The organism is Xanthomonas sp. NCPPB 3583 (assembly GCF_041475715.2).
Taxonomy (GTDB): Bacteria; Pseudomonadota; Gammaproteobacteria; order Xanthomonadales; family Xanthomonadaceae; genus Xanthomonas; species Xanthomonas euvesicatoria.
Window position 1 is genome coordinate 1126545 of the sequence record NZ_CM191263.1, and the last position, 12682, is coordinate 1139226.

The window sequence follows — 12682 nt, forward strand, 5'->3', positions numbered from 1 at the left end:
GCCGTTGCCGATTGCCCGGAGTCGATTCAGATCGCCCATTCAGCCAGCGTGACGGGCCGCGCGCCGAGCGGGCCGGAGCGTTGAACGATGGTCGTACCCATGCGGCCGGCCACGCACCCGGGTGTATCCTAGCGGGCTATTGATCACCCCAGAACCTGCAAGGATTTCTATGTCCCTGATCGCCACTTTCGACACCTCCCGCGGCCCGATCGTCGTCGAGCTGTACCCGGACAAGGCCCCGCTGACGGTTGCCAACTTCGTGAACCTGGCAAAGCGCGGCTTCTACAACGGCCTGAGCTTCCATCGCGTCATCGCCGACTTCATGATCCAGGGCGGTTGCCCGGAAGGTTCCGGCCGCGGCGGCCCGGGCTACCGTTTCGAAGACGAGACCAACAATGGCGTCGGCCATGAGCGCGGCGTGCTGTCCATGGCCAATGCCGGCCCGAACACCAACGGCAGCCAGTTCTTCATCACCCACACCGCCACCCCGTGGCTGGACGGCAAGCACACCGTGTTCGGCAAGGTCACCCAGGGCCTGGACGTGGTCGATAGCGTTGCCCAGGGCGACACCATCAATACGCTCACCATCGAAGGCGACACCGACGCCGTGCTGGCCGCCAAAGCCGACCGCGTTGCGGAGTGGAACAAGATCCTCGCCGCCTGATCGCATCCTGTCGAACGGCCGCCATGTGCGGCCGTTCGCTTGTCAACGCGCGCCGCCAAGCCCTGCGCCCCGCCAGCGTGCGACCCCCACCAACGTTTTTTAGCAGAGGAAACACCCCATGAAAGCACCTGTTCGTGTTGCTGTGACCGGCGCTGCCGGCCAGATCGGCTATGCCCTGCTGTTCCGCATCGCTTCCGGCGAAATGCTGGGCAAGGACCAGCCGGTCATTCTGCAGTTGCTTGAACTGCCGATTGAGAAGGCCCAGGCCGCCCTCAAGGGCGTGATGATGGAACTGGAAGACTGCGCGTTTCCGCTGCTGGCCGGCATGGTCGGTACCGACGACGCCGAAGTGGCCTTCAAGGACGTTGATATCGCCCTGCTGGTCGGTTCGCGTCCGCGCGGCCCGGGCATGGAGCGCAAGGACCTGCTGCTGGCCAATGCGGAGATCTTCACCGCACAGGGCGCGGCCCTGAACAAGGTCGCCAAGCGCGACGTGAAGGTGCTGGTGGTCGGCAACCCGGCCAACACCAACGCCTACATCGCCATGAAGTCGGCGCCGGACCTGGACCCGAAGAATTTCACCGCCATGCTGCGCCTGGACCACAACCGCGCGCTGAGCCAGCTCTCGGCCAAGCTCGGCAAGCCGGTTGCCGGCATCGAGAAGCTGGCGGTGTGGGGTAACCACAGCCCGACCATGTACCCGGATTATCGTTTCGCCACCGCCGATGGTGCCTCCGTCGGTGATGCGATCAACGACCAGGAGTGGAACGCTTCCACCTTCATCCCGACCGTGGGCAAGCGCGGCGCAGCGATCATCGAAGCGCGTGGCCTGTCCTCGGCCGCCTCCGCCGCCAATGCCGCCATCGACCACATCCGTGACTGGGTGCTGGGCACCAACGGCAAGTGGGTGACGATGGGCGTACCGTCGGACGGCTCCTACGGCATTCCGGAAGGCGTGATGTTCGGCTTCCCGGTCACCACCGAAAATGGCAAGTACACCATCGTCAAGGATCTGCCGATCGACGACTTCAGCCAGAAGTACATCGACAAGACCCTGGCCGAGCTGGAAGAAGAGCGCAGCGGCGTGGCGCATCTGCTGGGCTGAGTTATTCGGTCACTGCTGTCATGAAAACGCCGGGCATTGCCCGGCGTTTTTTTATTGCGCCTCGCGTGGCAGAGACTGCGCGGTCAGGCCAGGCCTTCGGCCTTGAGTGCAGCCTGCACATCGGCATCGGCCAGCATGCGTTGCACGAACGCCTGCAGCGCATTCAATCCATCCAGATTCACCGCAACTTTCTGCGCCCACAGCAAGGTGACGAACAAATACGCATCGGCACCGGTGTGGCTGTCGCTGGCGAGCCAGGTGCGGCCTTGCAGATGCGCATCGACGCGCTCGTACAGCGTGCGCAATTTGCTGCGCGCATCGTCCTGGCTGCGCGCAATCAGCGCCGGGTCCTGCAGATACGCGGTGCTGCCGAAGATCGGCTTGAAGGTGGGGTGCACGTCGGCATTGACGAAGGCGATCCACCGATTGATCTCGGCACGGCTGCGCGCGGTGCCATCGCCGGATAGGCCGGTGAGTGGTGCGATGTCGGCGATGTAATTGAGAATGGCTGCATTCTGGGTCAGTGCCCAATCGTCGACCATCAGCAATGGCACCGAGCCTGCCGGATTCAGACGCAGATACTCTGGAGATTTCATCGTTGCCGCATCGACCACGCTCAGGTCGAACGGCAGCCCCGACCAACGCAACACGATGTGATCTGCCAGCGAACAAGCGCCGGGCTTGGTATACAGCTTCATGGACGATCCACGCGGGAATGAAGACCCAAGCTTAGCGGGCAGACGATGCCGTGTGGAGCGCGCAGCGGGAATTGGGCTTCAGCAGGGCGCCGCTCATTGGCCCATGGCTCGCTCGCGCTGGTGTCGCGCCGATATGAACGGCATCACCGAACTGGCAGCGCGCACGTGGCGGCTCCGGCCTGGTCAGGCTCTTCTTTGCAACCTGTCCGGGCGCGGGAAGCGAGTCGGTGCCTGATAAGGCTTGCTGCCGCGCTGGTCGATCGCCATGCGTGCAGTGTGTCCGTTGTATGCGACGCATGAGCGTCTTGAGATAGGCGCTTGAAACACGTCAAACGCAGCGGCACTGCGTCTCGATGATCAACGATCCCAGCGACGTATGACGCTCAGAGATACCGCGACAGTCCGCGCTCAGGACGCGTTGCGCGGGCGCAGCGATTGCACGCGATAGAACGTGTGGTCGCCGATGGTGGCCACCTGATAGGCATTACGCCAGCTGGGGCTCGCAATTGCGCTTGCGGCAAAGTGGCTGGCGCCCGGCACGATCTCCTTGCGTTGGCCAACCGGCAATGCCCAGTTGCGCTGCGCCGCCAGTGCCACGCCCAATGCCTTGTTCCAGGCATCGTCGTTCTTCAGCTGCGTGCCTGGCGCGACGATCGTCGGCGCGAACTGCTTGCGTGCAGTGACCACCTGACACATCGAATCGCCCCACAAACCACTATCCAGGCGACGCAACGCAACTTCTGCAACGGCCTGTTGGCCACGCAAGGTCTGGTCGCGCGCTTCCAGATAGACGGTCGTGCTCAAACACAGCGAATCTGCGGCTGGCTGCGGCAACACATGCGACAGCCAGAGTATCCAAACAAGTTTCATAGAACTCCTTGCTCCGTATGGGCCGGTCCGCAGAGCATCCAATGTGGATGCACCAGTGCAGAGGGCTTGGCGTCATGGGGAGGCGACCTGCCACCGGTCGCCAAATGCTTCGGCGAAAGACCATCTGCCGAAGGCGCCCACCAAATGCGGTGGGTCAAAAAGTTGGCGCAAGGTAGGCGTCGATCACACAATCGCGGCTGAATGAGAGGGGTTGACGACTGCAACCGCCCGCAACGCATGGCGCTGCACACAAGCCTCGCGTGCATCGCAACATCGCATCTGCGTCGCATCGTTGCAGCGACTGTTGTGTTGCCTGAATTTTTTGCCACATCGCGCACGCTGCGGCATTGCGCGTTGGTTTGGGAAGATCGCCTGGCGGCCAAAAAAGCACCCTCCGCATAAGCGAATTTTTCTTACACGCGCTCGTCACGCGTTGTTGTGTTGTCCAGTTGAGTTGCGCAATTGGTTTCGTACATCGACCACGGATGCGCGAGAAAAAGAGCGTTGCGGTGACGCCAGCGATGGCGCAAGTGCTACGTGTCCGAGATACATCGTCGTGCTGCAGTCTTGGCGATTTAGACATCATCTTGGATGCGTACAGATGCGCGGTCTCGACGCATCTTGCTGATAACGCCATCGGAAGCAGCACAGACGCCATCCGCTGCAGCGAAAGCTATCTGCCATTACGACGCGATTTCCGTCACTGCATGACGTTCGGAGGATGCGTGACCATGTTTCGACAGCTCGTCGATCATTCGATGCGCCAGGGATGCGCCCTAGTGCGTTGCGATGGGTTCCGAGGTCGCCTGCTTATGCGCGCAAGAGCACGAAGAAGCTCAAGTGCAGAAGTGCCAGGCACATAAGTTTCAAAACGAATGGACGCCAAGGCGAAGGAGGCGATGAGGCGCCAGGTGCTGCAGTCAGTGCAGCACGCACTGTCGGCAGCGCGCGCATGCAGCTTTCGAAATTCCTTGTCCAAGTGACAAAGCGTGCGGTGTATTCGCATCCCATAACCGCGTTGATGCTCTCGCGGTAACTGCGAATCGACAACGCAAGAAACAAGCATCGACCCGAGCGCGTTTCAGGTGCGCGAAGTGCCCGGCCGTCTACCAGGCAGGCGCGTGTCGAAATGTGCTGTCGTGCAGGCACGCAATATGGCAGGCGGCAGTGCGCGCGGTGACGATGCATCGGGCACATATCGCCGAGCCGCACGACAAGAAAAAGAACGGGCGTTGCAGACCGCCACATCCGCGTGCATGTCGGCGTCGGTCGCGCCGCATGCACGTCAGTCGTGCAGCCAGGACGCGAACACAACGACGGCGTCGTGGTGACGCCGTCTTCGAAAACCCGTTACAGGGTCGCGGCCAGCCGACTTGCCTGGTTGATCGCGCGCTTGGCATCCAGTTCGGCCGCCACGTCCGCGCCACCGATCAAATGCGGCTGCTGGCCATTGGCCTGCAGCGCAGCCAGCAACTCGCGACGCGGCTCCTGCCCGGCGCACACCACCACCGTACCGACATCCAGCAGCTGTTCGCTGCCTTCCACGCGAACGCGCAGGCCGGCATCGTCCACGCCCAGATATTCCACGCCGCCGAGCATCTTGACGCCCTTGGCCTTGAGCGTCGCGCGGTGGATCCAGCCGGTGGTCTTGCCCAGGCGTGCACCAGGCTTGCCGGGGCTGCGCTGCAACAGCCAGACCTGGCGGGCGGCGCGCTCGGGTTGCGGTTTGGTCAACGCACCGCGCGCTTCGAAGTTCGGGTCTACGCCCCATTCGGCCATCCAGCGCTGCGGATCCAGCGCAGGCGATTGGCCGGTGTGCACCAGAAACTCACCGACATCAAAGCCAATGCCGCCGGCACCGATGATCGCCACTTTGTCGGCGGCCACGTGGCGGCCCAGCACCACGTCGAGATAGCTCACCACCATCGGATGATCGGCACCGGGGAAATCCACCTTGCGCGGCTCGATGCCGGTTGCCAGCACGACTTCGTCAAAGTCTTTCAGATCGGCCGCCTGTACCGGGGTGTTCAGACGCAGCTGCACGCCGGTCGCTTCGATGCGATGGCCGAAGTAACGCAAGGTCTCGTTGAATTCTTCCTTGCCCGGAATGCGCCTGGCGACATTGAATTGCCCCCCGATCGCATCGCTAGCATCGAACAAGGTCACCCGGTGCCCGCGTTCTGCCGCCACTGTCGCGCAGGCCAGACCGGCCGGGCCGGCCCCGACCACGGCGATGCGCTTGGGCGTGGCAGTCGGGGTGTAGTTGAGTTCGGTCTCGTGTGCGGCACGTGGGTTGACCAGGCAGCTGGCCAGCTTGTTGTCGAAAACATGATCCAGGCAGGCCTGATTACAGGCGATACACGTATTGATGGTGTGCGACTGCCCGGCGCGCGCTTTATTGGTCCACTGCGGGTCGGCCAGCAGCGGCCGCGCCAGCGACACCATGTCTGCGGCACCGTCGGCCAGGATGCCCTCGGCCACCTCCGGCATGTTGATGCGGTTGGTGGCCACCACCGGAATGCGCAGATGCGGCTTGAGCTTGGCGGTGACCCCGACAAACGCGGCGCGCGGCACCGAGGTGGCGATGGTGGGAATGCGCGCTTCGTGCCAGCCGATACCGGAATTGATGATGGTCGCGCCGGCCGCTTCGATCGCTTGCGCCTGCGCCAGGATTTCCTGCCATTGGTTGCCGTCTTCGACCAGATCCACCAGCGACAGCCGGTAGATGATGATGAAGTCCGGCCCGCAGGCCTCGCGGATGCGCCGCACGATCTCCACCGCAAAGCGCATGCGCTTGCTGGCATCGCCGCCCCAGGCGTCGCTGCGCCGATTGGTGCGCGCGGCGGTGAATTCGTTGATCAGATAGCCTTCCGAGCCCATGACCTCGACGCCGTCGTAGCCTGCCTCGCGCGCCAGCCGCGCGGCACGCGCATACGCGGCGATCTGCCGGTCCACCGCGCCGGCCGACAACGCACGCGGAGTGAACGGGTTGATCGGTGCCTTGAGCCTGGACGGCGCAACCGACAGCGGGTGGTACGCATAGCGCCCGGCGTGCAGCAGCTGCAGGCAGATCTTGGCGCCGTGTTCGTGGACTGCGCGGGTGACCTGGCGATGCGGGCGTACTTCCCACGGCCAGGATAACTTGCCGCCGAATGGCTTGAGCCAGCCCACCACATTGGGCGAAAACCCACCGGTCACGATCAGGCCCACGCCACCGGCGGCGCGCTCGGCGAAATACGCCGCCAACTTGGGGAAGTCGCGCGCGCGGTCCTCCAGGCCCGTGTGCATCGAGCCCATCAGGACCCGATTACGCAATTGCGTGAAGCCCAGGTCGAGCGGGGTGAACAGGTGCGGGAAAGACAAGGCGGAGGGGCCGGTGGCGGGCGACATGATGTGGATACGCTGGCGTACGGATTGCGCACGATGCCGGCAAACCGGCCTGGCGGCAAGTCCTGGTGCATGCAGCGGCGCGCCGATGCTGCAGACGCCCGTTCGGCACCACGCCTGTGCTGCCGCCCGCACAGGCGCGCCCCGATGCGCAGGCGCCTTCGCACCAGGGCATCGGGGCAGCGACCGCGGCCCGCCGGCCGCCTTACCAGCCGGCCAGCACCAGCTTGCCGATCGTGCTGCCGCTTTCCAGGCGACGATGCGCCTCGCGCAGCTGCTGCGCATTGATCGGCGACAGCGTCTCGGTATGCGTGGTGCGCAGTTCGCCGGCATCGATCAGGCTGGCCGCCCGGTTGAGGATACGGTGCTGCTCGACCATGTCCTCGGTCGCGTAGCGCGCGCGCGTGAACATCAGCTCCCAATGGATGCCGATGCACTTGGATTTGTAGGGGTCGCCGATCGACAACGGTCCGCGCGGCTCCACGATCAGGCCCACATGGCCCTGCGGCGCCAGCACTTCGCCCAGTGGCTGCCAGTAGCGGTCGGTGTCGGCCAGATTGAGCGCCGCGTCCACCGTGTCCAGCCCCAGCGCCTGCAGTTGCGGCTGCAGCGGTTGGTGATGATCGATCACGTGATGCGCGCCCATTTGGCGAACCCACTCGATGCTCTCAGGACGCGATGCGGTGGCAATCACCGTGAATCCGGCATGCCGCGCCAGTTGGATCGCGATGGAGCCCACGCCACCAGCGCCGCCGATGATCAGCAGATGCCTGCCGCGATTGCGTGCACCGTCGAACGAAAAGGGCATGCGCTGGAACAGCAGCTCCCATGCCGTCAGAGTGGTCAGCGGCAACGCGGCCGCCTGCGCGAAGCTGAGCGAGGTCGGTTTGCATCCGGCAATGCGGGCGTCCACCAGCTGGTACTGCGCATTGCTGCCCGGCCGCCCGATATCGCCGGCGTAGTAGACCTCGTCGCCGACCGCAAAGGCGGTGACCTCCGGGCCGACCGCCTCGATCACCCCGGCGGCGTCGTAACCCAGGATCTTCGGCGCGTGCAGCGGTTGCGGCTTGGGCGCGCGCACCTTCGTATCGACCGGGTTCACCGAGATCGCTTCCACCCGCACCAATAAGTCATACCCCGACGGCGCCGCAGGTGTCGGAAGTTCCATGTCAAGCAGCGATTCGGGATCGTCGATCGGAAGATGGCGGGTGAGGGCGACAGCTTTCATTGGAGCGCTCCAGAGCGGGAGGTTCAGGGTGCGTTGTGGAGCAAGTCGCCCGCAACCACCGACCCCACAATTCAGCTCGGACGGGGCCTGGCGTTCACCAATGTAGTTTTCGAGGCCGCCTGGAACGCTAAAAACCAGTCAGCCTGAAAGCGTATTCAAGTGACTTAATTGGGCTGCGGTTCATGCAGGTGCGTTATCCGAATTGGGCGCACGGTCCTTTCCTTCATGAAGCTGTATACGTAGTATTGCTTGGCGTTGCGGGACCTGGTGATTGCTTTCACATGTTATATGACCGTTAACGCGATCTTCACCGAGGCCGGCTTAATCTGCGCCCCGATGGCTCTGGATGTGACGAGCATCTTTACCAAGCACAACGCCTCTATCGGTTTTATCTCCCAAAGAAGGAGCTGTATAAATGAACAAGAAAATTCTCACTGCCGCGTTGCTCGGCGGTCTGGCAGTTGCCCAGGCTGCTTCCGCGCAGGAGTTCGACGACCGTTGGTACCTGACCGGTAGCGCTGGCTTCAACTTCCAGGACAGCGATCGCCTGACCAATGATGCCCCGTTCGTCACCCTGGGTCTGGGCAAGTTCGTCAGCCCGAACTGGTCGATCGACGGTGAGCTGAACTATCAGAACCCGAACTTCGATGCCAACCAGGATCTGAACTGGAGCCAGTACGGCATCTCGTTCGACCTGCGTCGCCACTTCATCCAGGAAGGCCGCGGCTGGAACCCCTACCTGCTGTTCGGCCTGGGCTACCAGCGTTCGGAAGAAGAATTCGACGCGACCCCGAACCCGGTTTCGCCGGGCCAGCAGAAGGACGGCAACTTTGCCGCCAAGGCTGGTGTCGGTCTGCAGACCACCTTCGACAAGCGCGTCGCCGTGCGTGCCGAGTTGGCCTATCGCGCTGACTTCAACGACCAGAGCGTTGCCGCTCCGCGCGAAGACTGGTTCGGTGACGTGCTGGCTTCGGTCGGCGTCGTGATCCCGTTGGGACCGGCTCCGTCGACCGCTCCGCCGCCGGCTCCGGCTCCGGTTGCTCCGAGCTGCGCCGATCTGGATGACGACGGTGACGGCGTCAACAACTGCGACGACAAGTGCCCGAACTCGCAGCCTGGCCAGACCATCGGTCCGGACGGTTGCCCGGTTCCTGTCTCGATCGACCTGAAGGGCGTGAACTTCGACTTCAACAAGTCGACCCTGCGTCCGGATGCCGTCTCGATCCTGAGCGAAGCGACCGAAATCCTGAAGCGTTACCCCGATCTGAAGGTCGAGGTTGCCGGTCACACCGACTCGAAGGGTACCGACGCGTACAACCAGAAGCTGTCCGAGCGTCGTGCGACCACCGTGTACGACTACCTGACCAAGAACGGCGTCGATGCGTCGCGTCTGGTCGGCCCGATCGGCTACGGCGAGAGCCGTCCGATTGCTCCGAACACCAACCCGGATGGTTCGGACAATCCGGAAGGTCGTGCGAAGAACCGTCGTACCGAGCTGAACGTCCAGAACTAATTGGACCGCTAGCTTTGCTGCATACAAAACCCGGCCTTGCGCCGGGTTTTGTCTATGCAGGCCCTGGAAAAGCGCGCTCAGGCGCTGCCGATCCTGTCTGTGTTGCCATCCAGGCACGGTTCCTGTTGAAACAGCGTTCATCGCTGCCTACACTCGCCGCGTCAATACCACACTCATACTTGGAAGAACCCGATGCTGCGTACCGCTACGGCAGGACTGCTCTGTCTCGCTCTGATCCCCGCCGCCTACGCCGCTCCGAACTGCGCCGGCAGCATGGTGTCCCAGCCACTGCCGTTGCCCGCCACCGTGGTTGCACCGGCGGCTGCCGAGTTCTACACCCGCAGCGTGCAGCTGGGCATGCCCACTGGCGTGCTGGCACAGCCCTATAGCAGCGACCAGTCGGTGGATCGCGTGCTGCTGCGCCTGCGCGTGGAAGGCTGCCAGGATCTGGCCAAGGTCATTCCGCCTGGCGGCACCGTCAACCCGAACGACCCGGCGGCCTACAAGGCGACCACCGCGTTCGACAACACCCCGTGGCGCTTCGACATGAGCCAGAACGGCAAGCGCATGACGGCAGAAGAATTCGATGCCTGGATGAAGGCCCGCGGTGTGCGCGTGGTCAAGGCACGCCCGGCCGCTGGCGCGGCACCTGCCGCGGCAGCGCCCGCAGCACCTGCAGCCGACGCCAAGTCGGTCGAAAACAAGTAAGCCCTGCGGTCGGGACGGCATGCCCCGGCGACCTGCGCCGGCAACGTCCCGGCAGCGTCAGCGTGGTCCGGGAGCGGCCGGTGCAGTGCGCACGTCCGCTGCCGCATCCGCCAATGCCGCGCCACGCCATGGGCTGGCGCGTGTGCTGTCCAAGCTTGGCGTGTGTTCGCGCACCGAGGCAGCGCGCTGGATTGCCGATGGCCGCGTCAGCGTGTCGGCGCGTGTGGTGCGCGACCCCGAATTTCCGATCCGCGGCGATCAGCAATCGTCCATCACTGTCGATGGGCAGCCGCTCGCGGGGCCGGCGCGTTGCTATCTGATGCTCAACAAGCCGCGTGGCGTGGTCACCACCGTGCGCGACGAGCAGGGCAGGGACACTGTCTACCGTTGCTTCGATGGCGCCGGCCTACCGTGGATCGCGCCGGTGGGGCGCCTGGACAAGGCCAGCGAAGGCCTGCTGCTTTTCAGCAACGACCCCCAATGGGCGGCGACGGTGACCGACCCGGCGAGAGGGCCGGACAAGACGTACCACGTGCAGATCGATTGCCGCCCCAGTGCCGCGCAACTGACGCAGCTGCAGGCCGGTGTGGCAGATACCGATCCTGAGGGGGAGGGCGTGCTGTTGCGTGCCAAACAGGTCAGCGTGCTGCGCGAAGGCGAGCGCAATGCCTGGCTGGAAATCGTGCTGGACGAAGGCCGTAATCGGCAGATCCGCCGGCTGTTGGCCGCAGTCGATATCGGCGTACTGCGGCTGGTGCGCGTGGCGATCGGCCCGCTGGCGATGGGGGAGCTCGGCAAAGGCGCGTGGCGGATGCTGAGCGCCGAGGAAGTCAGGGCGTTGGTACCGGCAGCGCGCGCCAGCGCGCCAGACGCGCGCTGAGCAGGGCGCTCACCACTTCGTAAGCGCGTGCGTCGCCGGCGCCGTTGGCATCGTGGCGGCGCCCCTTGGCGTGATTGCAGCCGGCACAGGCCAGCGCCAGATTGCGCGCATCGTTGGCATCGCCGCCCACCAGCGCGCACAGCGCCGCCGCCGCGCGACGACCGAACCAGGCCTGCGGCACCACGTGTTCCAGCGTGGTGTGGCCAAGCGGTTCGCCGTCGGCGCGCACTTGCAGATGCCGACGGCAATGCAGGCAGCGTGTCTCCCAATGGCCGTCGCGCAGCTGCGCCTGCGCATCGGTCTGCGCCGCCAGCAGCAGCCGTTGGCGCAGCACCGTGCGCATGCTCAGGCGTCGATGACCTTGAGTTCGCGCCCGATCTTGATGAACGCTTCGATCGCTTGATCCAGGTGCTCGCGCGTATGCGCTGCGCTGATCTGGGTGCGAATGCGCGCCTGGCCTTTCGGAACCACCGGGAAGAAAAAGCCGATGGCGTAGATGCCTTCTTCCAGCAAGCGCTCGGCGAATTTTTGCGCCAGCGGTGCGTCGTACAGCATCACCGGGCTGATCGGATGCACGCCCGGTTTGACGTCGAAACCGGCGGCGGTCATGCGGGCGCGGAAATAGGTGGTGTTTTCGACCAGCTGCGTGCGCAGCTCGCCCGCGGCATCCAGCATGTCGAAGGCCTTGATGCCGGCAGCCACCACGTGCGGCGGCAATGAATTGGAGAACAGGTAGGGGCGCGAACGCTGGCGCAGCAACTCGATCACTTCGCGCTTTGCGGTGGTGAAGCCGCCGAGTGCGCCGCCCATGGCCTTGCCCAGGGTGCCGGTGAAAATATCGATCTGGTCCAGTACGCCTTTGACCTCGGCCGAGCCGCGGCCGGTGGCGCCGAGGAAGCCGGTGGCGTGGCATTCGTCGATATGCACCAGCGCGTTGTATTTGCGGGCCAGGGCAGTGATTTCGTCGAGCGGGGCGATGAAGCCGTCCATCGAGAACACGCCGTCGCTGGTGATCAGCTTGGTCTTGCAACCGGCGGCGTCGGCGGCCTGCAGCTGCGCCTCCAGATCGGCCATGTCGCAGTTGGCGTAGCGGAAGCGCTTGGCCTTGCACAGGCGCACACCATCGATGATGGAGGCATGGTTGAGCGCGTCGGAAATGATGGCGTCGTGCTCGCCCAGCAGCGGTTCGAACAGGCCGCCGTTGGCATCGAAGCAGGCCGCGTAGAGGATGGTGTCTTCGGTGCCGAAGAACTCGGCGATGCTGCGTTCCAGTTGCTTGTGCAGGTCCTGGGTGCCGCAGATGAAGCGTACCGAGGCCATGCCGAAGCCGTGGCTGTCCAGCGCGTCCTTGGCGGCCTGGACGATGTCCGGGTGGTCGGCCAGGCCCAGATAGTTGTTGGCACAGAAGTTCAGCACGCGGCGGCCATCGGCCAGGGTGATCTCGGCCGACTGCGGACCGGTGATGATGCGCTCGGACTTGAACAGGCCTTGGGCCTGGATGGCATCCAGTTCGGCGGCGTAATGGGCAGTCAGCGCGGCGGGAGCGGTGGTCATGGCGGTCGCAGTGGCAGAAAGAAGCGCAATTTTAACGATCACGGTGGCATACCACTACGTCATGCAAAATCGGCA

11 protein-coding genes are annotated in these 12682 nt (G+C 64.2%); 5 read left to right on the forward strand and 6 right to left on the reverse strand.

Annotated features, from left to right (window positions below; translation table 11 throughout):
• Positions 1 to 169 precede the first annotated feature (169 nt).
• Positions 170 to 664, forward strand: a complete 495-nt coding sequence (locus tag ACCQ07_RS05035; protein ID WP_003486644.1) for a peptidylprolyl isomerase — start codon at positions 170 to 172, stop codon at positions 662 to 664.
• 118 nt (positions 665 to 782) lie between these two features.
• Positions 783 to 1769, forward strand: a complete 987-nt coding sequence (locus tag ACCQ07_RS05040; RefSeq protein WP_008571655.1) for a malate dehydrogenase — start codon at positions 783 to 785, stop codon at positions 1767 to 1769.
• Between the two features lie 83 nt (positions 1770 to 1852).
• On the opposite strand, the gene ACCQ07_RS05045 is transcribed toward ACCQ07_RS05040, so the two are convergent.
• The 4 genes from ACCQ07_RS05045 to ACCQ07_RS05060 form a co-directional block, all read right to left on the reverse strand.
• Complete coding sequence (locus tag ACCQ07_RS05045) at positions 1853 to 2467, reverse strand: glutathione binding-like protein (RefSeq protein ID WP_008571654.1); 615 nt, start codon at positions 2465 to 2467, stop codon at positions 1853 to 1855.
• A gap of 408 nt (positions 2468 to 2875) precedes the next feature.
• A complete protein-coding gene (locus tag ACCQ07_RS05050; protein ID WP_005915848.1) occupies positions 2876 to 3337 on the reverse strand; it encodes a cell wall hydrolase in 462 nt (153 codons plus the stop codon).
• Between the two features lie 1350 nt (positions 3338 to 4687).
• Positions 4688 to 6727, reverse strand: coding sequence for an NADPH-dependent 2,4-dienoyl-CoA reductase (locus tag ACCQ07_RS05055; RefSeq protein WP_277574163.1), 2040 nt, complete (start codon positions 6725 to 6727; stop codon positions 4688 to 4690).
• Between the two features lie 202 nt (positions 6728 to 6929).
• Positions 6930 to 7952 (reverse strand): zinc-binding alcohol dehydrogenase family protein, encoded by a 1023-nt coding sequence (locus ACCQ07_RS05060; protein ID WP_014089494.1) that lies wholly within the window; start codon positions 7950 to 7952, stop codon positions 6930 to 6932.
• Between the two features lie 415 nt (positions 7953 to 8367).
• On the opposite strand from ACCQ07_RS05060, the gene ACCQ07_RS05065 reads away from it, so the two are divergent.
• The 3 genes from ACCQ07_RS05065 to ACCQ07_RS05075 all read left to right on the forward strand — a co-directional run bounded on the left by ACCQ07_RS05065 (position 8368) and on the right by ACCQ07_RS05075 (position 11053).
• Positions 8368 to 9465 (forward strand): OmpA family protein, encoded by a 1098-nt coding sequence (locus ACCQ07_RS05065; RefSeq protein ID WP_008571649.1) that lies wholly within the window; start codon positions 8368 to 8370, stop codon positions 9463 to 9465.
• A gap of 192 nt (positions 9466 to 9657) precedes the next feature.
• Complete coding sequence (locus ACCQ07_RS05070) at positions 9658 to 10173, forward strand: hypothetical protein (RefSeq protein WP_007968908.1); 516 nt, start codon at positions 9658 to 9660, stop codon at positions 10171 to 10173.
• 19 nt (positions 10174 to 10192) lie between these two features.
• Positions 10193 to 11053, forward strand: coding sequence for a pseudouridine synthase (locus ACCQ07_RS05075; RefSeq protein ID WP_218534369.1), 861 nt, complete (start codon positions 10193 to 10195; stop codon positions 11051 to 11053).
• Here ACCQ07_RS05075 and ACCQ07_RS05080 read toward each other — a convergent pair.
• Both ACCQ07_RS05080 and kbl read right to left on the reverse strand, forming a co-directional pair.
• A complete protein-coding gene (locus ACCQ07_RS05080) occupies positions 11004 to 11396 on the reverse strand; it encodes an HNH endonuclease (RefSeq protein WP_122273214.1) in 393 nt (130 codons plus the stop codon). The genes ACCQ07_RS05075 and ACCQ07_RS05080 overlap by 50 nt on opposite strands.
• A 2-nt stretch (positions 11397 to 11398) precedes the next feature.
• On the reverse strand, positions 11399 to 12607 hold the full coding sequence (gene kbl, locus ACCQ07_RS05085) for a glycine C-acetyltransferase (protein ID WP_057681045.1): 1209 nt from the start codon (positions 12605 to 12607) through the stop codon (positions 11399 to 11401).
• Between the last annotated feature and the right edge of the window lie 75 nt (positions 12608 to 12682).